General features: G+C 43.3%; 27 protein-coding genes. 11 read left to right on the top strand and 16 right to left on the bottom strand.

Annotated features, from left to right (window positions below):
- From Q4492_RS03310 to guaB, 5 genes are all read right to left on the bottom strand, one after another.
- Complete coding sequence (locus Q4492_RS03310) at positions 1-1,221, bottom strand: efflux RND transporter periplasmic adaptor subunit (protein WP_303415839.1); 1,221 nt, start codon at positions 1,219-1,221, stop codon at positions 1-3.
- Between the two features lie 87 nt (positions 1,222-1,308).
- On the bottom strand, positions 1,309-2,712 hold the full coding sequence (locus Q4492_RS03305) for an ATP-binding protein (RefSeq protein ID WP_303415838.1): 1,404 nt from the start codon (positions 2,710-2,712) through the stop codon (positions 1,309-1,311).
- 9 nt (positions 2,713-2,721) lie between these two features.
- Positions 2,722-3,408 carry a response regulator transcription factor gene (locus tag Q4492_RS03300; RefSeq protein WP_303415837.1) on the bottom strand — a complete coding sequence of 229 codons (687 nt, stop codon included), beginning with the start codon at positions 3,406-3,408 and terminating at the stop codon, positions 2,722-2,724.
- Positions 3,409-3,510: 102 nt separating this feature from the next.
- Positions 3,511-5,091: a glutamine-hydrolyzing GMP synthase gene (gene guaA, locus Q4492_RS03295; RefSeq protein WP_303415836.1), complete on the bottom strand. Its 1,581-nt coding sequence runs from the start codon at positions 5,089-5,091 to the stop codon at positions 3,511-3,513.
- Positions 5,092-5,185: 94 nt separating this feature from the next.
- A complete protein-coding gene (gene guaB / locus Q4492_RS03290) occupies positions 5,186-6,655 on the bottom strand; it encodes an IMP dehydrogenase (protein ID WP_303415834.1) in 1,470 nt (489 codons plus the stop codon).
- A gap of 228 nt (positions 6,656-6,883) precedes the next feature.
- Here guaB and xseA point away from each other — a divergent pair, with 228 nt between their 5' ends.
- The 4 genes from xseA to Q4492_RS03270 all read left to right on the top strand — a co-directional run bounded on the left by xseA (position 6,884) and on the right by Q4492_RS03270 (position 10,605).
- Positions 6,884-8,242 carry an exodeoxyribonuclease VII large subunit gene (gene xseA / locus Q4492_RS03285; RefSeq protein ID WP_303415833.1) on the top strand — a complete coding sequence of 453 codons (1,359 nt, stop codon included), beginning with the start codon at positions 6,884-6,886 and terminating at the stop codon, positions 8,240-8,242.
- 5 nt (positions 8,243-8,247) lie between these two features.
- Positions 8,248-9,081 carry a M23 family metallopeptidase gene (locus tag Q4492_RS03280; protein ID WP_303415832.1) on the top strand — a complete coding sequence of 278 codons (834 nt, stop codon included), beginning with the start codon at positions 8,248-8,250 and terminating at the stop codon, positions 9,079-9,081.
- Positions 9,082-9,149: 68 nt separating this feature from the next.
- Positions 9,150-9,776, top strand: a complete 627-nt coding sequence (locus Q4492_RS03275; protein ID WP_067867704.1) for an FKBP-type peptidyl-prolyl cis-trans isomerase — start codon at positions 9,150-9,152, stop codon at positions 9,774-9,776.
- A gap of 58 nt (positions 9,777-9,834) precedes the next feature.
- Positions 9,835-10,605: an alpha/beta fold hydrolase gene (locus Q4492_RS03270; RefSeq protein ID WP_303415831.1), complete on the top strand. Its 771-nt coding sequence runs from the start codon at positions 9,835-9,837 to the stop codon at positions 10,603-10,605.
- 107 nt (positions 10,606-10,712) lie between these two features.
- Here Q4492_RS03270 and Q4492_RS03265 read toward each other — a convergent pair whose 3' ends face one another.
- The 7 genes from Q4492_RS03265 to bioB all read right to left on the bottom strand — a co-directional run bounded on the left by Q4492_RS03265 (position 10,713) and on the right by bioB (position 16,577).
- Entirely contained in the window at positions 10,713-11,615 is a 903-nt protein-coding gene (locus tag Q4492_RS03265; protein ID WP_303415829.1) for a putative metalloprotease CJM1_0395 family protein, read from the bottom strand.
- A gap of 78 nt (positions 11,616-11,693) precedes the next feature.
- Positions 11,694-11,945: a hypothetical protein gene (locus Q4492_RS03260; protein WP_067867694.1), complete on the bottom strand. Its 252-nt coding sequence runs from the start codon at positions 11,943-11,945 to the stop codon at positions 11,694-11,696.
- An 81-nt stretch (positions 11,946-12,026) separates the two neighbouring features.
- Complete coding sequence (bioD, locus tag Q4492_RS03255) at positions 12,027-12,716, bottom strand: dethiobiotin synthase (RefSeq protein WP_303415827.1); 690 nt, start codon at positions 12,714-12,716, stop codon at positions 12,027-12,029.
- Positions 12,717-13,526 (bottom strand): malonyl-ACP O-methyltransferase BioC, encoded by an 810-nt coding sequence (gene bioC, locus Q4492_RS03250; protein WP_303416063.1) that lies wholly within the window; start codon positions 13,524-13,526, stop codon positions 12,717-12,719.
- A 5-nt stretch (positions 13,527-13,531) separates the two neighbouring features.
- Positions 13,532-14,299 carry an alpha/beta fold hydrolase gene (locus tag Q4492_RS03245; protein WP_303415826.1) on the bottom strand — a complete coding sequence of 256 codons (768 nt, stop codon included), beginning with the start codon at positions 14,297-14,299 and terminating at the stop codon, positions 13,532-13,534.
- The gene (gene bioF / locus Q4492_RS03240) at positions 14,299-15,453 is read right to left on the bottom strand and encodes an 8-amino-7-oxononanoate synthase (RefSeq protein WP_067867684.1); all 1,155 of its coding nucleotides are present in this window, start codon (positions 15,451-15,453) and stop codon (positions 14,299-14,301) included. The genes Q4492_RS03245 and bioF overlap by 1 nt, the downstream gene beginning before the upstream one ends.
- A gap of 80 nt (positions 15,454-15,533) precedes the next feature.
- Positions 15,534-16,577, bottom strand: a complete 1,044-nt coding sequence (gene bioB, locus Q4492_RS03235) for a biotin synthase BioB (protein WP_303415825.1) — start codon at positions 16,575-16,577, stop codon at positions 15,534-15,536.
- Positions 16,578-16,690: 113 nt separating this feature from the next.
- On the opposite strand from bioB, the gene Q4492_RS03230 reads away from it, so the two are divergent.
- The 5 genes from Q4492_RS03230 (at position 16,691) to Q4492_RS03210 (ending at position 20,560) form a co-directional block, all read left to right on the top strand.
- On the top strand, positions 16,691-17,380 hold the full coding sequence (locus Q4492_RS03230; protein WP_303415824.1) for a ComF family protein: 690 nt from the start codon (positions 16,691-16,693) through the stop codon (positions 17,378-17,380).
- A gap of 92 nt (positions 17,381-17,472) precedes the next feature.
- Positions 17,473-19,098: a Na/Pi cotransporter family protein gene (locus tag Q4492_RS03225; RefSeq protein ID WP_303415823.1), complete on the top strand. Its 1,626-nt coding sequence runs from the start codon at positions 17,473-17,475 to the stop codon at positions 19,096-19,098.
- A gap of 15 nt (positions 19,099-19,113) precedes the next feature.
- Positions 19,114-19,833, top strand: coding sequence for a tRNA (N6-threonylcarbamoyladenosine(37)-N6)-methyltransferase TrmO (gene tsaA / locus Q4492_RS03220; protein WP_303415822.1), 720 nt, complete (start codon positions 19,114-19,116; stop codon positions 19,831-19,833).
- A 60-nt stretch (positions 19,834-19,893) separates the two neighbouring features.
- A complete protein-coding gene (locus Q4492_RS03215; protein WP_303415821.1) occupies positions 19,894-20,262 on the top strand; it encodes a hypothetical protein in 369 nt (122 codons plus the stop codon).
- Between the two features lie 127 nt (positions 20,263-20,389).
- Positions 20,390-20,560: a hypothetical protein gene (locus Q4492_RS03210; RefSeq protein WP_303415820.1), complete on the top strand. Its 171-nt coding sequence runs from the start codon at positions 20,390-20,392 to the stop codon at positions 20,558-20,560.
- A gap of 59 nt (positions 20,561-20,619) precedes the next feature.
- Here the strand turns inward: Q4492_RS03210 and Q4492_RS03205 are convergent, their stop codons facing one another.
- The 4 genes from Q4492_RS03205 to Q4492_RS03190 all read right to left on the bottom strand — a co-directional run bounded on the left by Q4492_RS03205 (position 20,620) and on the right by Q4492_RS03190 (position 23,381).
- Positions 20,620-21,237 (bottom strand): DoxX family protein, encoded by a 618-nt coding sequence (locus tag Q4492_RS03205; protein ID WP_303415819.1) that lies wholly within the window; start codon positions 21,235-21,237, stop codon positions 20,620-20,622.
- 38 nt (positions 21,238-21,275) lie between these two features.
- Entirely contained in the window at positions 21,276-22,073 is a 798-nt protein-coding gene (locus tag Q4492_RS03200) for a DUF2063 domain-containing protein (protein ID WP_303415818.1), read from the bottom strand.
- Positions 22,054-22,905: a DUF692 domain-containing protein gene (locus Q4492_RS03195; RefSeq protein ID WP_303415817.1), complete on the bottom strand. Its 852-nt coding sequence runs from the start codon at positions 22,903-22,905 to the stop codon at positions 22,054-22,056. Before Q4492_RS03195 ends, Q4492_RS03200 begins: the two co-directional genes overlap by 20 nt.
- A gap of 77 nt (positions 22,906-22,982) precedes the next feature.
- Entirely contained in the window at positions 22,983-23,381 is a 399-nt protein-coding gene (locus Q4492_RS03190; RefSeq protein ID WP_303415815.1) for a hypothetical protein, read from the bottom strand.
- Between the two features lie 304 nt (positions 23,382-23,685).
- On the opposite strand from Q4492_RS03190, the gene bioA reads away from it, so the two are divergent.
- Positions 23,686-24,972, top strand: coding sequence for an adenosylmethionine--8-amino-7-oxononanoate transaminase (gene bioA / locus Q4492_RS03185; protein ID WP_303415814.1), 1,287 nt, complete (start codon positions 23,686-23,688; stop codon positions 24,970-24,972).
- Between the two features lie 5 nt (positions 24,973-24,977).
- Entirely contained in the window at positions 24,978-25,409 is a 432-nt protein-coding gene (locus Q4492_RS03180; protein ID WP_067865349.1) for a thioesterase family protein, read from the top strand.
- Positions 25,410-25,462 lie beyond the last annotated feature (53 nt).

Genomic DNA, 25,462 nt, shown 5'->3' with positions numbered 1-25,462 from the left:
TTATAACCTCATCCCCGAACCTAAACCCGGACCACTTTGTCCAAACCGACCACCCTTAGGCATGCCTGAACCCGCTTCACCGTTGCCGGAAGACTGACCGATAACAATCTCATCACCCTCCTCTAGTCCGGACAAAATCTGAGCGTAAATTTTATTATTGATGCCTACTTTCACATCGCGAGGCTCAACTTGCTCACCCTGTTTCACCAGAACCTGATAGGCAGGATCAGGGCCGGGCTTTTTCATCAAGACTTGAGAGGGAACAAGCAACGAATCTTCTGCACTTTCCAGCACAATAGAGACTTGTGCTGTCATACCGAAACGCAGCAAATTATCTGGGTTTTTTACATCAAATAAAGCGTTGTAGTAGATCGCTTCATCATCACCAATAATCAGAGTGCTATCGTCACCCGTCAGCAACGTTGGACCGGGCTCAATCGAGCGTAGAACACCGGGATACCTTTTCCCAGTTGAACCCAAAATGGTGAAATACACCTCCTGCTCCGCTCGCACATTAATAATGTCCGCTTCAGACACTTGAGCCTTAACAGTCATAACATCCAGCTGAGCCAACTCAATAATACTAGGTGTACTCTGATTGGTATTAACCGTTTGCCCCTCTTCAACAGACACGTAAATAACAGTGCCATCCATAGGTGAAGATATGGTGGTATAGCCAAGATCCAACTTGGCATCATCAACACTGATAATTGCCTTCTCTTTCTCTGCGCTAAGTTGATCTAGCTCTGCTCGATAAACAGCCAGTGTGGATTCAGCTACATCGTATTCAGCTTGCGAAGTAGCCCCATCTCGCAACATGTTTTTCTTACGGGTAAATTCAGCTTTAGCCGTTTTGATCTGCGCCAGTTTTGCCGCATACTGAGCATTAATACTTTTCAGTGACGCTTCCGCTTCTTTCAGAGCATTTTTCTGGGTAAGGTTATCGATTTGGGCTATTAAATCACCTTTGTGAATGTAGTCACCCACCTCTACATCCATTTTCTCAATTAGACCTGATACCTGAGCACCAACACTAACCAATTTCGATGGATAGAGAACACCATTGGTCAGTACGACACTCTCTATATTGCCCCGTTTAACGGCATCTGTAATAAATGTAGGTTTCACCTGCTGCGTCATAAAATATTTATAGCCAACACCTACGGCGAGGCCAGCAATGAGCAGTATAATTACTAAAGGAGATATGATTTTTGAATTCATGGCCCAATATCCAGAGCAGTTAAGGTAACTATTCAATAAGTCAGCTTAAGTCTATCAATTAAGTTATGAGCATGAGTGACAATGTTGTCATTTAAGGATTGGAATCAATAGCCTCATCAAAACAACATCTTGCGAACTAGGTTCAAGGGTAAGATTTCCCCCATGGGCACGAGCAATCTCCCGTGACAAACTCAACCCGAGACCACTACCAGATATGCCTTGGGTATGCTCAGGCTCTCCACGATAAAAGCGATCAAACAGTTGGCTCCTAACTTCACTAGAGATAGGGCGGCAATAATTACTGATCAATATCTCTATGCCGGTTTCGTCTTTGCGCGCTTGAATTCTCACCCCTTTTTCAAGAAGGCTGTAGCGTATTACGTTAGCCAGTAAGTTATTCAGCAACTGCCTTAGCAAGACAAGATCACCACGCGTTACAAGCGCTCGCTCAATCGAGCAATCCAGAATCTGCTCTTCCGAGAGTAGCTCCATATCGGCAATCAATTCATCTAATAATTCAGTAATATTGACGGGTTCGAGATGCAAAGCCATAGAACCCGCATCCGCCTGTGAAAGTAACAACAGTTTTCGAGTAATCGTCGACAACTGCCCCACTTCGTCCAGAATAGCGTTTAGATCTAGCTGCGATGAATCTTCAGAGAGCACCGCCTGTTCCAACTTCCCTCTTAACACAGTAAGCGGTGTTTTCAGCTCATGAGCCGCATCGGCGGTAAAACGGGAAATCTGCTGAAAACTGTCTTCAAGCCGATCCAACATAGTGTTATATGCTTCGATCAACATTTGGAACTCTTTGTCTTCTTTATGCCCAGAGAGTCGGTGACTGAGATCTTTTTGAGTTACTAAATCCATAGCCCGATGCAAGTGATTTATCGGCCTAATAGTGTGGCTTGCGATGAGCCATGAACCAAGAATACTAAGTAACAACGAAATAGGGACAACAGCGATCAGGGTCTCACGCAGAGTACTTTTCAGGTCGTTACTGGTGGCAGCAACCTCGACCGCGATAAAACTTCTTCTACCTTCAACCGAAAAGAGAGCGGCTCGCCACTGCTGCTCTTCATACTCAAAAGAGGCCACCTGACAGCGCCCCACGAGCGGGCCCGCGTCCACCCAATCCATCGTACCGATTAAGGTTTTTAAATTAATTTCCGCTGCTTTTATTAACAAGTCATGTTCACTAGATTCAATCAAAAGCATCAAATGCTGGGACGAATCAATCCGTAGTTTATCAGCAAGATCCGCCAAAAGCGGGCCCATAGTTAGTTGCGCTCCCCGAGGAACTGCAAGATTACGAAGAGAACCATTTTCATCAAAACGGGGAATCGTACGCCTTGCTTCCATACACAAACGATCATCAAGATGATCAAGCTCCACCTGCATAATGCGTGACCAACTTAGGGTGATCACAATCGCCAGCACTGCGCTTACAGTCAAGATAGAGATAACGAAAATACGAGTACGGAAATGCATATTACAACCTCAGCGAGGATTCAAGCGGTACCCAGTACCTCGTACTGATTCAATGGCACTCACCATTTCTCCCGCCCCCTGCAATGAAGCAATCTTACGACGGATCCGTTTAATGCAAACATCAACAACGTTGGTACAAGTATCAAAATCATAACCCCATACATGCTCCAACAACTGCCCCCGTGTTAAGACTTGATTAGGGGAACGCATCAGGTACTCAAGTAGACTAAATTCTCGGCTGGTAAGCTCAACGGAGTGATCTTGATAATTAATTGTTCGATTGATGCAATCTAGCTGCAACGAACCAACTTCAAGTAGGTGTTGTGGTGTGCCGCCGCCATGCCGCCTTAACACCGCTTGGATACGGGCATTTAGCTCTTCTACATAGAAAGGTTTGGCTAAATAATCATCGGCTCCCAGCTCTAAGCCATGAACGCGATCACCTAGCTCATTACGGGCAGTGAGAAGGATAACAGGAGTATTTATACCCGTTTGACGAAGAGAGCGCAGAATATCTAACCCATCACGGCCAGGAAGCATAATATCAAGAATGATAACGTCGAAAACGTTTTCACTCGCAACCTCATACCCTAAATGACCATCAGCGCAATGGGTTACATTAAAGCTTTTAGCACGTAAGCCTTCGCAGACAAAATCTGCAATTTTCTGTTCATCTTCAACAAGCAATATATTCATTAAGTTTAATCTGAAATCCCATGAAGATACCTATCATGCTACAGATTATATGATGAATTGAAGTATTTTTATTTTCACACCCCAATTCATCAAAAGTACCGCTTACTCCCACTCAATCGTAGCAGGCGGTTTAGAGCTTACATCATAAGTTACACGAGACACGTGCGCGATTTCATTGATGATACGACCCGATACAGTTTCCAGCAGCTCATAAGGCAGGTGCGCCCAACGTGCAGTCATAAAATCTACAGTTTCAACGGCGCGCAGCGCGATAACATATTCATAGCGGCGACCATCACCAACTACGCCAACCGATTTGACGGGTAGGAACACAGCAAACGCTTGGCTAGTTTTATGATACCAATCGGCTTTATGTAACTCTTCAAGGAAGATCGCGTCTGCTTCACGTAGAATATCAGCATACTCTTTCTTCACTTCACCAAGGATACGAACACCTAAACCAGGACCTGGGAAAGGATGACGGTAAACCATATCGTAAGGTAAACCTAACTCTAGGCCAAGCTTGCGAACCTCATCCTTAAACAGCTCACGTAGTGGCTCAACAAGATCCATTTTCATATCGTCTGGCAGGCCGCCAACGTTATGATGAGATTTAATTACATGCGCTTTACCGGTTTTTGCTGCAGCGGATTCGATCACATCAGGGTAGATAGTACCCTGCGCAAGGAAGTTAACCTCAGTCAGCTTGGTAGCTTCTTCATCAAAGACTTCGATAAAGGTATTACCGATAATTTTACGTTTAGCTTCTGGATCATTTTCGCCTTTCAAGCGGCCAAGGAACAGATCTTCCGCATCAACACGGATGACCTTAACACCCATATTCTTGGCAAACATGTCCATAACTTGATCGCCTTCTTGCTTACGCAATAGGCCGTTATCAACAAAGACACAAGTAAGCTGATCGCCGATCGCTTTATGCAACAAAGCAGCAACAACAGAGGAATCAACACCGCCCGACAAACCAAGTAGCACTTTGTTGCTGCCAACTTGAGCGCGTACTTTTTCAATCTGGTCAGCAATGATATTCGCTGATGTCCAAAGCGCCTCAGTACCACAGATATCGACAACAAAGCGTTCAAGAATACGACCGCCTTGTTTTGTATGGGTTACTTCAGGGTGGAACTGCACACCATAGAAGTTTTTAGTAGGGTTACACATAGCCGCAATAGGTGCAGATTCTGTCGCCGCTATAATAGAGAAGCCTTCTGGAAGTTCCGTCACTTTATCACCGTGACTCATCCATACATCCAGCAACAACGAACCATTGTTGGCTAAATGATCTTCAATACCTTCTAGTAAGCGGCTAGGGCTGTCCTCTAAACGAACTTGCGCATAACCAAACTCACGTTTATCTGAAGCGGAAACTTTACCACCTAGCTGCTCAGCCATGGTCTGCATACCGTAGCAGATACCTAAGACAGGCACATCAAGATCAAAAATAATGTCCGGCGCACGAGGCGAATCACCTTCAGTAACTGATTCAGGTCCACCCGCTAAGATCACACCTTTTGGTGCGAACTCTCGAATCTCTTCTTCAGTCATGTCCCATGCACGAATCTCACAATAAACGCCAATTTCACGAACACGTCGTGCAATTAACTGTGTGTACTGCGATCCAAAATCTAGAATCAAAATCCGTTGAGCGTGAATATCTTTGGTCATAACATTTGATCTCAATGCTTTACAGAGTTTATATGTCTGCAAAAAAAAAATGGGCAAAGTCATGAACTCCGCCCATTTTCTAGAGTTTATTAAATTAACTAACGCGGTAGTTAGGTGCTTCTTTGGTAATGCTTACATCATGAACATGACTTTCGTTCATACCTGCGTTTGTAATACGCACAAACTGTGGTTCTGTACGCATTGTCTCGATATTTGCACTACCGGTATAACCCATAGATGCTCGTAAACCACCGACTAGCTGGTGTACAACACCACCCATTGGTCCTTTACAAGGCACTCGACCTTCAATACCTTCAGGAACGAGCTTCTCAACACCTTTAGATGCATCTTGGAAATAACGATCAGATGAACCTGTAGACTGACCCATAGCACCTAGCGATCCCATACCACGGTATGATTTAAACGCACGCCCTTGAAACAACTCTACTTCACCTGGCGCCTCATCCGTACCCGCAAGCATAGATCCAACCATAATAGCTGATGCACCAGCAACAATAGCTTTAGCAAGATCGCCAGAGAAACGTACACCGCCATCTGCTACAACAGGTACACCGCGCTCAGCCATAGCTTCAGCAACATTAGCAACCGCACTAATTTGCGGAACACCAACACCCGCCACTATACGTGTCGTACAGATAGAGCCTGGGCCTATACCCACTTTAACACCATCCGCACCCGCATCAGCAAGCGCGATCGCTGCTGCTGCAGTGGCAATATTACCGCCAATAACCTGAACCTGAGGGAATGTTTTCTTCACCCAAGCTACACGGTCGATAACACCTTTAGAGTGGCCATGAGCTGTATCGACAATAATCACATCAACACCTGCAGCGACTAACGCAGCTACACGATCAGGCGTTTCTGGACCTGTACCGACCGCAGCGCCCACTATTAAGCGGCCTTTAGCATCTTTAGCAGCATTAGGATGTGACTGAGCTTTATTCATATCTTTGACGGTCATCATGCCGCAAAGTTTAAAGCTTTTATCTACAACCAATATTTTTTCAATACGGTGTTTCCGAAGCAGATTTCTTACGTTATCTGGATCAACACCCTCTTCAACCGTTACTAAACGATCTTTAGGTGTCATGATCGTCGCAACTAAAGCATCAAGTTTATGCTCAAAACGGAAATCACGATCAGTTACGATACCGACTAGATTACCGTCATCAACAACAGGAAAACCCGAGAAGCCTACAGATGCAGATAACTGACGTAGATCACCTACCGTCATATCAGAACGACAAGTAACAGGGTCACTTACAACCCCTGCCTCGTACTTTTTAACACGCAGCACTTCTGCAGCCTGTTGCTCAATCGTCAGGTTCTTATGGATGATTCCGATACCACCTTCCTGCGCCATAGCGATAGCAAGACCTGATTCAGTCACTGTGTCCATTGCCGCAGATACCAAAGGAATATTAAGTGTAATTTCCTTTGTGAGGCGAGTTTTCAGTGAAACATCCTTAGGCAGTACTTCAGAGTAGCCCGGAACCAGCAAGACATCGTCAAAAGTGAGAGCTTCCTCAGCGATTCGCAACATTATTTGCCAGCCTGTGTAGTGAATAAATTTAAACGCGAAATTATACAGAAATTAGCCTTTTGTCTCAATCGAAAAGTTGCACTCTATCGCTAAAAACAGGGCTAATGAGCACAACTATAGATCGAATTATTTTTTTCGCACCAATTAATGCAATAAAAAACAATCTATTTCCAAACAACTTATTATTAGCTACTGCATCCTGCCTTCAACTTCGTTTACTATAGGCTCATGTTTACTGAAACAAACCCAACAAATACGCGTCGTATACATGCCATTAGTGTTTCAGAACTCAATAGGCAAGCACGCACTTTACTCGAGCGCTCATTCCTTACGATCCAAGTTGAGGGAGAAATATCGAATTTCGTCCGCCCTAGTTCGGGGCACTGGTATTTCACGCTCAAGGATGACAAAGCTCAAGTCCGCTGCGCTATGTTTAAGAATCGCAACCAACTTATCAAACCCGCGCCGAAGCAAGGTGATAAGGTCGTTGTAAGAGCGAAAGTCAGCTTATATGAAGGCAGAGGCGACTATCAGCTGATCTGCGATTTTATGGAATCGAGTGGTAGTGGCTCTTTACAAGCAGCGTTTGAAGAATTAAAACTTAAATTACAAGCTGAAGGGTTATTTGATAGCAAACATAAGAAACCTATCCCAGCACATCCATCCCATATAGGTATTATCACTTCAAAAACTGGGGCTGCTGTTCACGATATTTTGACCGTTTTAAAACGTCGTTTTCCCGGACTCCCAATAACGATTTACCCGACCTCAGTTCAAGGGGATGAAGCACCGGCGCAGATTTGCAAAGCGATCATTCTAGCTGAAGTCCACCAAACCTGTGATGTATTAATCCTTGGCCGAGGCGGTGGATCACTCGAAGATTTATGGGCATTTAATACAGAAGACGTTGCAAGAACCGTATTTGACTGTGATATACCGATCATTAGCGCAGTCGGCCATGAAGTTGATGTGGTTATTACAGATTTCATAGCTGATACACGGGCTCCTACCCCTTCAGCAGCGGCTGAGATGCTGAGCCCTGATCAACATCAACTTAAACAAAGATTAGCGTTATTAGAGCAGCGTTTGATTCGTCATATTGAGCAAAAACTCAAGGCAACCGCACTCAACATTCAGCACTCAAAAACACGTTTACGCCACCCAGGACAGAAACTAAACGAGCAAGCACAACGCCTAGATCATTTAGAAGCAAAATTACTCAACGGGATTAACGCTAAAATCATTAATGCAAAACATCAACAACAGCAGCTTTTATCTAGAGTAAAAGCCCTATCACCAACTAAACTACTGCCTCTAAAAGAGGAGCAGATCCATTCATTACAGCAGCGCCTAACCCAATCGATCCACACGCTTTTGCAACAAAAGAGCTTTAAGCTAGGCTCGCTATCTTCACAGCTGAATACAGTCAGTCCTCTCGCTACATTAGAGCGAGGTTACGCTATTGTTAAAGATGAACATGGCACCGTCATACAGGATGCATCCACCACCCAAAAAGGCGATGTTATTGAAAGCCAACTCTATAAAGGACGTTTACGCTGCCGCGTAGATGAAGTAATTACGGAATAATGATCATGCAAAAAATAATACTATTTATTAGCCTTTGCTTTATAAGCCTTGCGACTTATGCACAACCACTTCCACAAGAAAGCCGAGTCCCTGGGGGTGTAGCTATTATCCCCCTTACTGGCCTTGAGAGTACCAATGCACCTTCCGCTTGGTATAAAGGAAATCGCGTTATGGTTATCCCTAGCCAAGGTACAAAATATGAACAAAAAAGTGATTGGCTCGCTATAGCAGGCATACCTCTGAGCGCTAAACATGATCAAAAGCAGCACCTCAGAGCGAATGCAACGTCGTTCTATTTTCAAATAGAAGATAAAGAATACAAAGCGCAATACTTAACGGTAAAAAACAAACGTCACGTTGAGCCTAACCCAGAAGATATTAAGCGCTGGCGCACAGAAAAAGCAAAAATGGTTGCTGCATTTAAAAACTGGAGCGAGCCTTCCAGTCCCATTACTCAATTTGCCCTTCCGGCCAAAGGCCCTTATAGCAGCCCATTCGGTTTGAAGCGTTTTTTTAACAAACAACCCAGAAACCCCCATAGCGGTTTAGATATCGCAGCACCTCAAGGGGATCCAATAACAGCCCCTAGTGCCGGTACAGTGGTAGATACTGGCAGTTATTTCTTTAATGGTAATACTGTAATTATTGATCATGGTTTAGGCTTAACCACTATGTACTGCCATATGAGTAAAATTGATGTAGAAATTGGCGATAAAGTATCCACTGGCGACAAGCTAGGTGAGATTGGAAAGACAGGACGTGTAACCGGACCTCATCTTCATTGGAGCGTAAGCTTGAATAATACACGGGTCGACCCCACATTATTTTTAGCACCATAATTTTTAATACACATTTTTAGGACGAGCCTGAAGGCTCGTTTTTTTTAGAACCTAGTAGGACTTAATTCATGTCTGATGTACAACTAGAAACACTAGAACAAAAAGCAAGTTACGGCATTGGTCGCCAGATGGGCGATCAATTAGCACAGCAACCCTTTGAAGGCATGGACATTGCAGCCATTTCAGCAGGTATTGCTGATGCTGTTCATGGCGAAGGTATGCGAGTTGAAGTCAGCGAAATCCAAGAAGCATTTAACGTACTTAATGAACGTATGCGCGCTCAGCAAGAAGAACAAGCAAAAGCAGCTTCTGCAGTAGGCGAAGCCTTCCTAACAGACAATGCTAAACGCGATGGTGTAGTTGTTCTTGAATCAGGCCTTCAATATGAAATTCTTGAGGCCGGCGAAGAAGGTAGTGAAAAACCTACTCGTGAATCTAAAGTACGCACGCACTACCACGGCACATTCATCGATGGCAAAGTCTTCGATAGCTCTTACGATCGTGGTCAGCCTGCTGAATTCCCTGTTGGCGGCGTTATCGCTGGCTGGACTGAAGCACTTCAGCTAATGAACAAAGGTGCTAAGTGGAAATTATACATCCCTTATAACCTTGCCTACGGCGAACAAGGCTCTCCAGGTGGAATCCCACCTTATTCTGCTCTTGTATTTGATGTGGAACTATTAGAAATCCTGTAATTTCCATTATCATAAAAGGCGGCTTCGGCCGCTTTTTTTTAATGCGCGAGATTAAATAATGATTTTAAATTATAAGTTGTACGGCGAAGGTGCTCCCTTAATTATTCTTCATGGCTTACTCGGCACGATGGATAACTGGGGCGGTCAGATCAAACGCCTATCACAGCACTTTCAGGTCATCTCTGTCGATCTTCGTAATCATGGACGCTCTCCCCATTCAGATGAGATGAGCTATGCCCTAATGGCTGAAGATATTGTAGAGCTAATTGATCATCTTGGATTCAGCAAAGTCAGTGTAATTGGCCACTCTATGGGTGGAAAAACAGCTATGCAACTGGCTCTAAACTATCCAAAGCTTATTGATAAACTCATTATTGTTGATATATCGCCCATACAATACCCTCCCCATCATGCAAATGTATTTGAAGGTTTGTATGCAATTGACTTGGCTAACTTGGCATCAAGAAGTGATGCAAACAAACAGTTAGCACAACATGTGGATGATCCTGGCACTCGCGCATTTTTACTTAAAAATCTGTATCGCACTGAAGATAATAAATTTGCATGGTTAATGAATCTGGATGCACTGCATAATCAATACAATAATATCTGCGCAGCACCTGATGGAAAACCATTTGAGTCTGAAGTGCTATTTATCAAAGGGGAATTATCAGACTATATGTTACCCGCCCATAGAGATGCGGTACTTAAACTCTTTCCTCACGCAAACTACAAAGTAGTTATGGGATCTGGACATAACCCCCACGCAGAAAAACCTGCTGAATTTTCAAAGCTTGCTCTAACTTATTTAACTAGACCAGACATATGAGTAACCTGCATACAAACTAACGACTAACATTGCCAAAAAGGGGGGCAATTTCTAAAGAATAAATTGTGAAATGCTAATAGATACAAGCAATAGATAGGTAGATCTCATTAAACTTGGTTATCAAGCAGAGAGCCTTCGGGGAATAATTTCTGGAACACACCCGCATCCACTAACTTTTTGTTAATCTCTGCTAGCTGTTTATTAATCTCATTAATCCGGTCATTGTAGTCACTCAACACTTCCGCTGAGCTTTCAGAGCGTGCCAAGCTTTCATCCCTTAACTCGCGAAGAACATCACCTGCAGACTTAGTATCTTCGCTATTGCCCTCGTTAGCCTCTGATCTTTGCTCTGTTCTTGCCACTTCAGCCTCTCGCTCTTGCTGAAGTATTTCCATCCTTGCATCTATAGCCATAGCTCGCGCATCAGCCGCTGCAGCACGATCAGCAGATGAAGGCTCGGAAACACTCAACGCTGCTCGCTGAATCACTTCTGCTTTTTCTAGCGTAGCTTCTGGGTCATTCGGGATAGGTGAAGTATCAATTTTAACTTCACCTTCAACTGCATACATTCGACCATCAGGACCTCGCTCATAGGTGTAACTTGGGGCTGAAGCATACACCCCACCAATTGAAGCATGGGTCTGCTCATGAGCCTTTACTTCACGATCACGTTCAGCAAGTTCACGGCTAATTTCTAACTCTTGTTCCTCTACCTCTTTTTGCTCTTGGGAAGTACCCGCAGCCTTAGTAGCAACATTTGACTCTAGACCAACCAATTCCCCATCACCGGAATTCAATCCTGTAGAGCCGGCAAGACGAGATAAAGCACTCGCTTCAGCGGATAAAGTAACTCGATCACGATTAATAGCAGAACGACTAGAGGACAACTCCTCCTGAGAAGATAGGTTTGCCACTGACGACAGAACCTTTTGAGCTTCTTGGGAGCGAAGCTCAATAGATGTGGATGGGGCATTCAATGCCTGAGAATTACTAGAACTGATAATTTGCATAAGCAGCCCCCTTATCCTCGATTAAGCAAAGCATAGAACACTTCACGTTAGTTCTGATTCCTTCCATGAATCACTTCATTACACACGTATATTAATTATTGATCCCGGTTGACCTAACTCTTCAACCTCACCCACCACTTTAGTGGCAGCAGCCTCTACAGATGCGCCCCCAGCCGACTCAACAACCGCTTCGTCCTGTTTTCGACCTGATGCCTGTTCCACCTCATCAGGCTTACCTGAGCCGGTTACATCACTCGCGGCCCTTGGCGCATTATCTAAACCGCGATTAAGTCCTATAAAACCAGATTGCATCGCATTAGTTACATTCATGCTGACACCTCCGCTTGTTCAAATCTACATATCAAGAAACATTATAGATCATAGAAAGCCAATGGTCACTTTTTGATCAAATTATAGAGTCTGTAATTTATCAATCTCAATATATTGAGCCACATTCTCTGGAGAAGGGTTCTCTAAAAAAGGAATTTCTGCAATTAAAGGAGCACGCAACATCGTCGCTATAGTGGCAACATTCTCTTTATAACATGACATTTCAGGACTGACGGCATTGGCAATCCATCCTGCCAACCGTAGACCATCTCTCGCAATACTCTCAGCAGTTAATAGAGCATGATTGATGCAACCCAGCTTAATACCCACCACCATTATCACAGGAATCTTGAGCTGTTTAGGTATATTGGCCATTGTTTCTCGGTCGCTTAGCGGAACCCGCCAACCACCAGCTCCTTCAACAATAGCAAAATCCGCAGGCTGCATTAACGCACCACGGCACAGCGCAGCGATTCTGTCAGCGCTTAACATTCTCTTTTCTTCAATCGCAGCTATATGCGGGGCAATAGGCGGCTCAAAAGAGAAAGGATTCACTTGTTCATAAGGTAAGTTAATAGATGCCGTATTTTGTAATAACAACGCATCACTATTCCTAAGCCCTTCCTCTGTACGCTCACAACCGGCCGCTATAGGCTTCAACCCTATAGTGGATAACCCTTGATTATTAGCCGCTGCTAACAATCCTGCCGCAGCTACTGTTTTCCCAACATCTGTATCTGTACCTGCAACAAAATAGGTTTGCTTAGCCATTTATGAATATTGCTCCACTAAAATTTTTTCAAACACCGCATAGTAAACTTGATAGGTTGCTGGGATAGAACCATCCGCTAAACGTTGCGCTTCATAAGCCGCTTTAAAACGTCTCACCCGCTCTCTACCGGTTAAACCAACCTGCTGGCCCGCATTCATGTTATGCGCACCCAATCTTTTTAGTTCATCGGTTAAGCCTTTCAATTGCGGATAACGTAATACGCGCAACTCCTCATCAAAAACCTTAACCTTGAGGTTTTCAGGCACTACAACAAGATGTTCATCTGAAGAAAGAAATTGATTAACATGAGTATAAGAATCTGCTTCGCCCCATGCACGACGTAATTCACAAAGTGTGGAAGGCCCTAAAGTTGCAAACACAAACTGCCCGCCAGGCGCTAACACCCGCTCAATCTCTTTCATTAATGCTGAGAAATCCGCACACCATTGAATCGCTAAGCTTGAAAAAACAAGGTTCATACTATTATTAGCAAAAGGGAGATGTTCCGCATCAGCACATACCCAGTTAGCATCAGGAATCGCTCTTTCTTCACGGGCATAACGCAACATCCCAAATGCTAAATCTACATTCAACAGCTCTGCTTCAGGATATACCTGCTTTAGCTTTGGTGAGAAAAATCCCGTCCCACAACCAAGATCCATAACACGTTGTACGGAAGCGGTTCCTAATGTTTTGGGTAGATGTGCCATCAGTGCATGCCCTACATCACGCTGCAGTTCAGCAACACTATCGTAAGTCATGGCCGCACGGCTAAAGGAATTAGCTACTTTTTGTTTGTCGATCAGCATATCCACTAAGCTATCGACTCCTGCACAAATTGAGTAACATCGGCAGCGACTTCAGCTTGATGCGAATAAAAAGGCAGATGACCTGCACCTTCATATACTTTAACTAGGCCCTTTGATAACCGCTCACACGCCTGCGCAGCTTCGGATGGAACCAGAAGATCTTTTTCACCAAATAACTGCATGATCGGCATAGATAGGTTCGACAGTTGATCTCGCACATCATCCCTTAATAGCTGAAGACTTTCTCTTGCTCCTGCATGGTCTAGATTTTTAAGAATAAGCTTTAAGCTTTTCAAGGTATCGCGCCCCGCCTCAGCCCCCTTAGTTTGCAACATAATAAAGCGCTGAAGCGTTTTACTTACATTGACCTCTAGCGCTTGTTCAAACTGACCATGAGTTTCTTCATCCATTGCGCAAGACCAATCACTACGCTGCACAAAACAAGGGGATGAAGCTACCGTAATTAAGCACGTAACTCGCTCGGGATACCTAGCGGCAAATTCAATAGCCAATTGCCCACCCATAGACCAACCTAACCACGCAGCAGCCTTTGGCGCATGTTCACGCAATAGCTCAACAACGGCATCAGCTGTATAAGGCTCAGGAAAAGCGGTTGAACGCCCCAACCCTGGCAGATCAATTAACGTTAGGGAGAAAGAGCTAGAAAGCAGCTCCGCAAAAGCACCCCAGACTTGGCTATCCATACCCCAGCCATGCAACAAGACCAACTCAGGTTTACCGTTATTTTCATAACGCTCGACATAAAGGCTCATTAGCTTACCTTCTCTAAGGCATGTAGTAAGCGATTTACCTGTTCTTCCGTATGTGCAGCACTTAGCGTTACGCGTAAACGAGCACTACCTTGAGGCACTGTTGGCGGACGAATAGCACCAATAAAGATCCCATCTTCTTCTAAGGCTTTGCTTATCTGCATCGCCTTAGCCGACTCACCTATCATGATTGGTTGAATCGGTGTTGGAGAATCAATCAGTGTTAACCCTAGTTCTGAGCAGCCCGCTCTAAACTGTTTGATCAACGCTGTTAGTTTTTCCCGGCGCCAAGTCTCCTGCTTAAGTAATCGCAAACTGGTCAGCGTAGCGGCAGCCACTGCGGGCGGCATACTGGTTGTATAAATATAAGTTCGAGCATGCTGCACAAGGGTTTCAATCAGTTCTTCAGAGCCAGCAACAAAAGCACCTGCGGTACCAAACCCTTTACCTAAAGTCCCCACTAATACCTGCAAACTATCTTCAGCCATCGAAAAGTATTCAGCACAGCCACCGCCCTGCTGACCTAAACAGCCAAAACCATGGGCATCATCCACCATCAACCAAGCTTGGTGTTTTTTACAAACAGAGGAGATAGCTGGCAGATCAGCAACATCGCCATCCATGCTAAAGACACCATCCGTTACTACTAATTTACGCCGCGCCTCAGTTTTAGCTAATTTACTATCGAGGCTATTCGCATCATTGTGTAGATAACGCTGAAAGCGGGCTCCACTTAATAAGCCAGCATCCAGTAAAGAGGCGTGATTTAATCTATCCTGCAAAACAGCATCACGTTTATCAAGCAACGCATTGACCGCACCAATATTGGCCATATAACCCGTTGAAAACAGCAACACTTTTGGGCGACCTGTAAATTCAGCCAACGCTTCTTCCAGATCATGATGCGCTTGGCTATGACCATTCACTAGATGGGAGGCACCACCACCTACGCCGTACTTATTAGCCGCCTGCTGAAAACTTTTGATCACTTCAGGATGATTCGCTAACCCTAGATAATCATTAGAGCAGAAAGCCAAAAACTCACGCCCATCCACTTGCACTACAGGTTGCTGAGCTGTTTGTAGTGTACGGCGGCTGCGATAAAGGGATTGTTGCTTTCTTAACTCAAGCTCAGCAGATAAATCATCGAAAGACATAGTCGATCTCTAGTAGGAATAGATCTGAAAAGTGAATTAAGAGCAGAAGGCTCTGCTCTTAATTTAATCTCTATAAGGGTTTAGGCTTCGTAGAAGTGCTGACTATCACTCTGCTTCTGCAGATCATTCAGAATAACAGCTTCCTGTGTATCATCCGCATCAGAAATACGCTGTTCAGGGTTAATACCCAATTTACGGAATAGCTGAAGATCGCGATGGGTTTCAGGGTTTGGCGTCGTCAACAAACACTCACCATAGAAGATGGAATTAGCCCCAGCGAAGAAGGTCATCGCTTGAGTTTCATCACTCATCTGTTCACGCCCTGCAGACAATCGCACATGAGACGCTGGCATCATAATACGAGCAACAGCGATGGTGCGGATGAAATCAAGGTGATCAAGATCATCTACGTTCTCTAAGGGCGTACCAGCGACCTTTACCAGCATATTAATAGGCACACTTTCTGGCTGTACCGGCATATTAGCCAGCTGCATCAACAGACCATAACGATCTCTTGCGGTTTCACCCATACCTAGAATACCACCACTACAAATCTTCATGCCTGAATCACGCACATTTTGCAGTGTATCTAAGCGATCTTGGTAGGTACGTGTGGTAATAATCTTGTCGTAAAATTCTGGAGAGGTGTCAAGGTTGTGGTTGTAGTAATCCAAACCCGCATCAGCAAGCTGCTCTGCTTTACCTTCGTCCAACATGCCTAAAGTCATACAGGTTTCCAAACCAAGTTCTTTAACCTTTTTAACCATCTCAATCACATAAGGCATATCTTTATCTGCAGGGTGCTTCCAGGCCGCTCCCATACAGAAACGTGTCGAGCCTGTCTCTTTCGCTTTTTTCGCTTTTTCAATCACTTGTTCAACTTGCATCAAGCGCTCTTTCTCAAGCCCGGTATTGTAATGACCGCTCTGAGGACAATATTTACAGTCTTCAGGACAAGCGCCTGTTTTTATTGAAAGAAGCGTGCTCACCTGCACTTCATTCGGATCAAAGTTCTCCCGATGTACGGTATGCGCTTTAAACATCAAATCATTAAAAGGCAGCTCAAACAGTGATTTTACCTCTGCCTCTGTCCAATTATGACGAATTGCACCTAACTGTTGCATCTTAGAAGTATCCCCCGGAAAATAACGATCATGAAGCAAGATGCTTCAACGCTCGACAGGCTATTGCCTGCTTAATAGCGTAATTCTATCCTGACAGAAGGAACTGTCAACCTATGAAATTAACTAAAGTCAACTATAGATCATTATTTAATCTATGCATTCTATGTTTAAAGCCCTGTAATAGTCGATCCGGAATCTGCAGATCATGCAAAAAAGATCTTCCTTGGCTCAACGCTCAATGTAGTATCTGCGCCCTTCCTCTCACCAACGCCCCAGAAAATGCAATCTGTGGCCAATGCCTTAAGAAAAAACCATCATTTACTCAAGTAAATGCTCTTTTCCTTTATCAATTTCCCATCGACCACTTCATAGGAAAAATAAAATATACCAGCAAAACACAGTATATAGGCCATTTAGCACAACTCTTATTAGAGCATTGCTCACTACCTAGCAGTGTCGAAGCTCTGATTCCTATCCCTATGCATAAAGTCAGCCTTTATAAACGGGGCTTTAACCAGGCCGAGCTTTTAGCATTTGAATTGGGAAAAAAACTAAAGATTAAAGTTGATACTCACTTATTAAAGAAGAAAAAATCAACCCGCCGGCAGATGGAGCTAAAAAGAAGTGAACGATTAAAAAACCAACGTAATGTTTTTCAAGCTAAAGATAACCATTATAAACATGTAATGTTGATCGATGATGTAATGACCACTGGTGCTACATTAGAAGCCGCAGCACAAACATTAATAAAAGCCGGCACAGAGCGCATTGATGTGCTCGTGATAGCACGAACACCTAAATAACTCAGCAGATCAATAAACAACGGCCATGCTCCATTGATTATTTTCTTCTTTAGAACAACAATTAAGCTTATTCACTTGAGGTGTTGCTACTTATGATGCTCGGACTGTTAGGTGATTTAGCTGGAGGAATTGGCTTGTTCCTTCTCGGTATGCATTTAATGACTACTGGAATGCAGCAAGCCGCCGGCCAAGGTCTGAAAAAAGCCCTACAAGCAGCAACCGAGTCCCCTCTTAGGGGGTTAGCTTCCGGCATTCTTATCACCGCTATAGTGCAGTCATCAAGTGCCGTTACAGTAGCCACAATTGGTTTTGTAAATGCAGGACTTCTAAAGTTAAGGCAATCCATCACTCTAATCTATGGCTGTAATATTGGCACAACTATGACAGGTTGGCTGGTCGCTCTGATCGGTTTCAAAGTAAAGATCAGCGCGTTTGCTCTTCCCATGGTCGCTATAGGCATGTTTTTAAAATTAACAGGTGGCGACCGTAAAAGCAGTCATTTCGGTATGGCTATAGCAGGTTTCGGTCTGTTCTTTATTGGCCTAGATTATCTTAAAAATGCTTTTGATGGCTTAGATAGTTATCTGCCTCTTGATCAGATGAGCAATTCAGCAACGGGCCTAATAATGTGTGTATTAGCAGGCTTCTTTTTAACTTTGCTTATGCAATCATCTTCCGCCGCCATGGCGATAACCCTCTCTTTAACCGCCGCGGGATCTATTCCTATAGCCTCAGCCGGCGCCCTCGTTATTGGCGCAAACTTAGGTACAACTTCAACTGCGATGTTATCAGTGATTGGCGCGACGTCTAATGCAAAAAGAATTGCCGCCGCACATGTTATTTTTAATCTTATAACGGGGTTTATTGGTGTTATCTTATTAGTACTCTTGGCCGGCATTATTAATAATGATTTAAAAAACCTTAACCTAGTAATCCTGTTAGCAGGCTTTCATACCCTATTTAACCTCATAGGCGTTGCTGCTTTATGGCCAATGACCGACCATTTAGAACGTTTTCTCAATAAACGCTTTTGCTCACAAGAGGAAAGCTTTGGTCAACCTAGATTCCTTGATAAAACGATTCTATCCTCCCCAGCCTTAGCCGTGGAGGCCATGAAAAATGAATTAAGCCGTGTAAGCGTACTAACAGCAAAAATGGCAAAAGCCGCTATTAGTGCCGAAACATCAGAAACATCTAAGCTGGCTGCACTGATGAACAGCGCCCAACAACTTAATGATAAAATCGGCGAATATAACCAAAAAATAGCACAGAGCAATTTAACTAAAGAGATCAGTGAAATTCTCCCTTCAGCTATGCGCATCACGCGCTATTATAGCGAAATCGCTCGTTTATCAGTCCTAATCCCAAGGTATTACGAAGTTCTCGAACAGCTATCCGATCGCTCTATTCGTGAACTCATACATGATTATCAGCAGAGCACTATTGAATTAATCGAGAACTGCGAAATCAAAGATAACTCATGTATATCCGGTACAGAAAGCCGTGAGCTTATCCAGAACTTGGAAAAAAAATATCAAATCATTAAATCCCATATTCTAGAAAGTAATATCGCAGGAAAATTAGACCCTCAAGAGAGTATCTTACTTCTAGACGCTTTAAGTCATATTCACAGATTGTCAGAACAGGTAGAAAAAGCCGCCAGATTTTGGAGTAGCTTAACGCCTATGCAATCCCGTGACTCAGTTATTAACCCATAAAAGACATAACCATCGATGCAAGATACTTATATATTCCAACCCATTGCCGTTGTAAATAGTCCTTATAAAGAGAAGTTTGGGATCCCAAGGCAACCCGGACTTGCAGAAACAGTAACATCAAGCATTACTCTTCTTCCGGAATTTAGTACTCAAGAAATAGTTAGAGGACTAGAAAACTGTAGCCATATTTGGCTTTTATTCGTTTTTAGCGAATGCCTAGAGAAAGGCTGGAAACCCACCGTTCGCCCACCTAGATTAGGCGGCAATAAACGTATAGGCGTTTTTTCTAGCCGCTCTCCTTTTCGACCTAATCCAATCGGATTATCTCCGGTAAAATTAATTAATATTGAAATTACAGAGGGTTGTACCACACTTTTCATTAGTGGAGCCGATCTCCTCGATGGAACACCTATTCTTGATATAAAACCTTACCTCCCCTATTCGGATAGCTTACCTGAAGCAAGTTTTCCGTTTGCCGAGAATATAAAACTTTTACAACAGACCATTTTCTTCTCCGAAAGCGCACTCTCTACTCTCGCAACAGAGGAAAGGCGTCTAGCTCAGCCTATCAAGAACCAAATAACAGAGTTACTCCGCTGTGATCCCCGCCCTGCCTATAAAAAAAATGACCCTGACAAATCCTATGGTGTAAAACTACATGACCTTAATATCCGTTTCAGAATCACGGATGAGCATATCTACGTTGATCTAATTGAAGTCACACGGCAAGCCTAATATTCAGACCGGCTTCAGCTCCCCCATACTAAGATATACTTATGCTTTAAAGGAGTAACGATGAAATACCTATATCAGCTATTTATAACAGGTTTACTACTTATCACATGCCAGTATGCGACAGCGAATGAGGAAGGAAAAGAACTCACGGAGCAACTTCAGGAATGGCTCTTCCAGCTTCCGAGTATCGTTGATGAGAAAGGTGAGATAAGCAGTGCTTACATCAAAAATTATCTACAGTGCATGGATGACCAACAAGCACTTGGTCACGAGCCTGAAATGACAATTGGGGAGCTCATCGACAATGCGCTCAACTCAGGCGATCAATGCGCGCCATTATTGAATGAAATGTTGGAATCACTTACCGACCAGCCTATAGACTCCCTTAGTGAAGAACAAAAAAAGCACTTACTAGAAAAAAGCCTTTAACAAACATTGATCTAGATCAATTTTGACTAAAGTATAAGAGAAAAGTAAAATAGAGGATCGCTTTACCCCATACCTTCTTACCACGGAATGATTTAAGGAGCTAAGCTAATTAACAATTGAGGTGACTATGAATTACGATATTGGCCATGTAGAAAATTTTTTCGAAGAATCCAGCGCACTGTATGAATACTATCTTGAGCGGGTTTTCGAATCAGAATCAGTGAATGATCTCATCAGTGCATCTCACTGGTATGCTGATGCTTTTATCGGTTTGTTATCTCAATCTCAACAACGTTAACCTCATCAGCTTATGATAATAAAAAAGGCCGTATACGGCCTTTTTTATTAAATAATTATTTAGCTTTTGATATCGTCTCTAAAACATCTAGCAAGCCAATAATCGACACTAAAAAATCGTCCAGCGCCGGTAAAAAACAAACTAAGTAACATAATCAGATAAGTTATAGAAAACTCAATTCCATTATTTAAAATAACAACAGAACCCCGTCCGGTTAACCATTCATAATTACCACTCTCTTGTAATATACCTTTTGCCGCAGCTAAGCGTTCTTGAGCTTCCATAACCCGCTCATTAGCAAGCCAGCTTCCGCCATCAGCAATAGCCAACCACCCATTATCCCAATGCACCGCAAAGGCAGCCACCAGCATTGTCACCATTAATGGAATACTGATCCAACGTACGGCTAAACCAACAATTAACAAAGCGCCGCCAAAAAGTTCTGTGCCAGCAGCTAAAGCAGCCATCACCTCAGGCATAGGTAATCCAAGACCCCAATCTGGATTACCAAACCATGCAGCGGTATCTTCAAAATGAGAGAGTTTATTCCAGCCTGCCTGCATAAAAACTGGCGCTAGGTACAAACGTAATAAGAGAGGCGCTAGGCCATCAGCACATTTGGTACTATTTAATAGGTCTTGCAAACGGTTCGCTACATTAATGACAGCATTGGTCATAATTACATCCTTTATTATACGTATAATGCCGAAGAGCCTTAATCTACGGCACCATTACATTTGATAGTTGTACCTAATATGATTCCTTTGGCACGTAAATGTTCCATGGTTTCCAACCCACCTTCGACTACCGCTTCAGGATTAGGGTGCTGCATCTCTTTAGCTATCTGCATTAATGCATCTTGACCCGATAAAAGGTCATCTTCAGACAGCAAGTAAAGCAACCTAGCGGTAACTGAGTTCACCTCCATAAAGTTCACTTCATCTTCACGATTACGGTAAGCAATAAGAAAGGTGGATGTATCAGACGGTGTTTCGGGTTGAAAGTCGATGCGAATACAGTGCACAGGGAACTGATATGAAAGCAGCCAAGCTAAAGGTGATTGCACCGGATGTTGCAGCAATAAATCCCCATTTGCATTTACATCAGCCAACGGCAACTCTACTGTTGAAGCATCTAAAGCTAACTCAACCCATTCATAATGGATCAACTCTTGGAGAAAAACTGGATCATCTAGACTCTGCTCGCGTTCATTCGCCACATACTCGATAAACTCCTGCCCAATCTCCAAAAAATAAGGCGTATGACAGCGGTGCTTATCAAAAAAGTCACGCGCTAAATTTAGCCAATATTGCTCAGAGCTAATCAACTTTAAAACGGGGAAGTTGCCCGAAAGGAAACCTTCAACATTATTAAAAAAAAGATCTCTGTAGATCGCCATTCTGCGATCTTCAATATCTTGAGGCGCTAGGTTATCTTTTGGATTTCTAATATGCGCAGAAAATTGATACTGCAGTTTCTGAAAACTAGGTAGATCAGGCGAGGATTTGTGCATGGCTCATTTTCCACTGGTGTTGATAGAAACGAACTTGTTCAACTTCCTGTAGCAACTCAGGTAGTTCAGGAATATTAAAATCCCTTTCCAAGAGTGTAGGCAGTACACCAAACTGTTCATAAGCCAATTGCAACAACGACCAGACAGGGTCAATTACTGGTGCGCCATGAGTATCAACGAGGAGATCTTCTGCTTCGGTATAATGCCCTGCGATATGTACATACATAATCCGCTCAGATGGCATCGCCTTGAGAAAATCAACTGCATCGTAACCGTGATTAATACTGTTCACATAGATGTTATTCACATCCAATAACAGATCACAATCTGCCTCTTCTAATACAGCTAAAAGAAACGCTTGCTCCGTCATCTCTGATCCAGGTGCAGCATAATATGAGACATTCTCCATAGCGATTTTCTGCTCTAGAACATCCTGCACTTGGCGTATTCGCCCAGCGACATATTTAACCGCCTCTTCAGTGAAAGGTATAGGCATTAGATCGTATAGGTGACCATCATCAGAGCAGTAACTTAAATGCTCAGAATAACCACGAATATTATGATCTTTTAAAAACTGTTTTAAATTAGATAAGAAGTCCATATCCAAAGGCGTTGGACCGCCGATAGATAAAGATAAACCATGAGCCATAAAAGCATGTTGCTCAGTGTATTGACGAAACGCTTTACCAAATCGTCCACCTAACCCCATCCAATTTTCTGGAGCAATTTCAAGAAAATCAAACGCACTAGGTTCAACCTCTTTTAATGTTTCCGACATACAACGTCGAAAACCAAAGCCCGCTCCTTGTACTGGATAATTTACTCTGCCCATAGACTCACCTCAAAACTTAAATCAAAAGGCCCCGCATTGCAGGGCCTCCAGAAGCTACAATAAAAGCTTAACCGTGATTACTTAGAACCACCGCATTTACCTTCGCCACATTTACCTTCAGCTTTTTCAGCTTTATCGCCGCCACATTTACCTTCGCCGCATTTACCTTCAGCTTTTTTAGCTTTATCGCCGCCGCATTTACCTTCGCCACATTTGCCTTCAGCTTTTTTAGCTTTATCGCCGCCGCATTTACCTTCGCCGCATTTGCCTTCAGCTTTTTTAGCTTTATCGCCGCCACATTTACCTTCGCCACATTTGCCTTCATTCATAGCAACTTGCTGGCTATAACCTGAAGATAACTCTTTTGCAGCAAAAGGATTCTCAGCAGCAGTTGCAACAGATACAGTTGCCATGCCTGTAAGAAAAACTGCGCCGACAGCCGCTACCATAGGTTTTACAGAAGTATTATTCGTCATTTTTCATTCACCCCAATTGATGATAATTTAATATAATAATTTTAAAAAAACTGATTCAGACTTATTCATTCACAAGCTCATTAGCTCTTGCACTTTATGACTTAACATAACTAATAAAGTTTCAAATAATATAAATAAATTCAAAAATTTATTATCGTAGTAAGTACGTGTTTAAATAGAACACTATTACTGCGTTTAGTTCCTTACACTTTAGTTTACTGAATTTACTAGGAACAGAACCCATCATTAAACAATAGCTTATCTATACACTATTTATTATTTTCCGTTCTCTAGGACCTTTACGATGATTAGCCCTGAACAGATCACTTTCGACCAACAACATATATGGCACCCCTATTCATCGATGATCAATCCTCCACCTATATATCCAGTAGAATCAACGTCTGGCGTAAGAATAAAACTAGCTGACGGGCGCGAGCTAATTGATGGTATGGCCTCTTGGTGGTCAGCAATACATGGTTACGGGCACCCTGAACTCAATCAAGCGGCACATGAACAAATCGATAAAATGTCTCATGTTATGTTTGGCGGACTAACCCATGAACCAGCAATAGAGCTTTGTGAAAAGTTAGTATCTATGACCCCTGCTAACTTAGATAAAGTATTTCTAGCCGATTCAGGCTCTGTTGCCGTTGAAGTCGCTATAAAAATGGCCATCCAATACTTCCATGCCCAAGGACTCCCAGAAAAAAGCAAGCTAGTTACTATTAAGCAGGGTTATCACGGGGATACATTCGGCGCCATGTCCGTTTGCGACCCTGTTACAGGTATGCATGAAATTTTCACTGGACAGCTTCCTCAGCACTTTTTCGCACCGGCCCCTCAAACAAAATTTCACGATGAGTGGGACAGTCGTGATATTGCTCCTCTGCACAAAATATTAGATGAACAGCATCAAAATATTGCGGCCCTAATTTTGGAGCCTATAGTGCAAGGCGCAGGGGGAATGCGTTTCTATTCTCCTCACTACCTTAAAGAAGCACGGGAACTCTGTAATAAATATAATGTTTTACTGATTGCTGACGAAATAGCCACTGGCTTTGGCCGTAGCGGTAAACTATTTGCTTGTGAACATGCAGAAATACAGCCTGACATTCTTTGTGTAGGCAAAGCGTTAACCGGTGGCTACATGACCTTAGCAGCCACACTCACTACTCAACATATAGGCGAGACGATTTCAGCAGGTGGCGCCGGCTGCTTTATGCATGGCCCAACATTTATGGGTAACCCTCTAGCCTGCGCCGTGGCTAACAAAAGCTTAGAGCTCTTACAACGTAACGACTGGAAACAGGATGTGGCACGTATAGAACAGTCCCTAAAACTAGGTTTAAGCGAAGCAAGTACCTTGAAAGGTGTTGCCGAAGTGAGATGTTTAGGGGCTATAGGTGTTATTGAGATGAAAGAAGCGGTAAACACCGTTAAAATTCAAAAACTATTTATAGAACGTGGGCTATGGATTCGTCCATTTGGAAAATTGGTTTATGTGATGCCGCCTTATATTATGCAGGATGACGATCTAAACCAACTAACAACCGGCATGGTCGATGCCATCGCTAATTACATAGGGTAAGAACAATGGCAAGAATCAAACTAGATATGCCTGAGAATTATATCTTTTCTACTGAACTGCCTATTCGTATCAGTGATATAAATTATGGCGGCCACCTTAGCAATGACGCAATGTTATCAATTATCCATGAAGCGAGAATTCGTTTTCTAAATCACTACCATTATGGAGAACTTGATATTGAAGGTCTTGGCCTGATCATGACTGATTCGGCAATTGTCTATAAAGCAGAAGGCTTTCATGGCGACCATTTGCAGATTGATATAGCTCTTGCTGATCTAAATGCATATGGCTGCGATATCTACTACTTAATATCAAATAAAAAGACAGCCGTAGAGTTAGCTCACGCAAAGACAGGAGTCGTCTTTTTTAATTATGAAACCCGCAAAGTTGCGGCAGTGCCTGAAGAGTTTATGAACAAGGTTATCAAAGACACCTAAGAACAAAGCATCCAGTAAAAAGGCCGCTGATTTAGCGGCCTGCTCTTAATCAA

Source organism: Neptuniibacter sp. 1_MG-2023, from assembly GCF_030547185.1.
Classification (GTDB): domain Bacteria; phylum Pseudomonadota; class Gammaproteobacteria; order Pseudomonadales; family Balneatricaceae; genus Neptuniibacter.
Note: the sequence above shows the minus strand (reverse complement) of the source record. Positions and strands in the feature narration are given on the sequence as shown.

Coding starts and splice junctions, on each gene's coding strand:
- Q4492_RS03310 (WP_303415839.1), bottom strand. CDS start 1,221: ATGAATTCAAAAATCATATCTCCTTTAGTAATTATACTGCTCATTGCT.
- Q4492_RS03305 (WP_303415838.1), bottom strand. CDS start 2,712: ATGCATTTCCGTACTCGTATTTTCGTTATCTCTATCTTGACTGTAAGC.
- Q4492_RS03300 (WP_303415837.1), bottom strand. CDS start 3,408: ATGAATATATTGCTTGTTGAAGATGAACAGAAAATTGCAGATTTTGTC.
- guaA (WP_303415836.1), bottom strand. CDS start 5,091: ATGACCAAAGATATTCACGCTCAACGGATTTTGATTCTAGATTTTGGA.
- guaB (WP_303415834.1), bottom strand. CDS start 6,655: ATGTTGCGAATCGCTGAGGAAGCTCTCACTTTTGACGATGTCTTGCTG.
- xseA (WP_303415833.1), top strand. CDS start 6,884: ATGTTTACTGAAACAAACCCAACAAATACGCGTCGTATACATGCCATT.
- Q4492_RS03280 (WP_303415832.1), top strand. CDS start 8,248: ATGCAAAAAATAATACTATTTATTAGCCTTTGCTTTATAAGCCTTGCG.
- Q4492_RS03275 (WP_067867704.1), top strand. CDS start 9,150: ATGTCTGATGTACAACTAGAAACACTAGAACAAAAAGCAAGTTACGGC.
- Q4492_RS03270 (WP_303415831.1), top strand. CDS start 9,835: ATGATTTTAAATTATAAGTTGTACGGCGAAGGTGCTCCCTTAATTATT.
- Q4492_RS03265 (WP_303415829.1), bottom strand. CDS start 11,615: ATGCAAATTATCAGTTCTAGTAATTCTCAGGCATTGAATGCCCCATCC.
- Q4492_RS03260 (WP_067867694.1), bottom strand. CDS start 11,945: ATGAATGTAACTAATGCGATGCAATCTGGTTTTATAGGACTTAATCGC.
- bioD (WP_303415827.1), bottom strand. CDS start 12,716: ATGGCTAAGCAAACCTATTTTGTTGCAGGTACAGATACAGATGTTGGG.
- bioC (WP_303416063.1), bottom strand. CDS start 13,526: ATGCTGATCGACAAACAAAAAGTAGCTAATTCCTTTAGCCGTGCGGCC.
- Q4492_RS03245 (WP_303415826.1), bottom strand. CDS start 14,299: ATGAGCCTTTATGTCGAGCGTTATGAAAATAACGGTAAACCTGAGTTG.
- bioF (WP_067867684.1), bottom strand. CDS start 15,453: ATGTCTTTCGATGATTTATCTGCTGAGCTTGAGTTAAGAAAGCAACAA.
- bioB (WP_303415825.1), bottom strand. CDS start 16,577: ATGCAACAGTTAGGTGCAATTCGTCATAATTGGACAGAGGCAGAGGTA.
- Q4492_RS03230 (WP_303415824.1), top strand. CDS start 16,691: ATGAAATTAACTAAAGTCAACTATAGATCATTATTTAATCTATGCATT.
- Q4492_RS03225 (WP_303415823.1), top strand. CDS start 17,473: ATGATGCTCGGACTGTTAGGTGATTTAGCTGGAGGAATTGGCTTGTTC.
- tsaA (WP_303415822.1), top strand. CDS start 19,114: ATGCAAGATACTTATATATTCCAACCCATTGCCGTTGTAAATAGTCCT.
- Q4492_RS03215 (WP_303415821.1), top strand. CDS start 19,894: ATGAAATACCTATATCAGCTATTTATAACAGGTTTACTACTTATCACA.
- Q4492_RS03210 (WP_303415820.1), top strand. CDS start 20,390: ATGAATTACGATATTGGCCATGTAGAAAATTTTTTCGAAGAATCCAGC.
- Q4492_RS03205 (WP_303415819.1), bottom strand. CDS start 21,237: ATGACCAATGCTGTCATTAATGTAGCGAACCGTTTGCAAGACCTATTA.
- Q4492_RS03200 (WP_303415818.1), bottom strand. CDS start 22,073: ATGCACAAATCCTCGCCTGATCTACCTAGTTTTCAGAAACTGCAGTAT.
- Q4492_RS03195 (WP_303415817.1), bottom strand. CDS start 22,905: ATGGGCAGAGTAAATTATCCAGTACAAGGAGCGGGCTTTGGTTTTCGA.
- Q4492_RS03190 (WP_303415815.1), bottom strand. CDS start 23,381: ATGACGAATAATACTTCTGTAAAACCTATGGTAGCGGCTGTCGGCGCA.
- bioA (WP_303415814.1), top strand. CDS start 23,686: ATGATTAGCCCTGAACAGATCACTTTCGACCAACAACATATATGGCAC.
- Q4492_RS03180 (WP_067865349.1), top strand. CDS start 24,978: ATGGCAAGAATCAAACTAGATATGCCTGAGAATTATATCTTTTCTACT.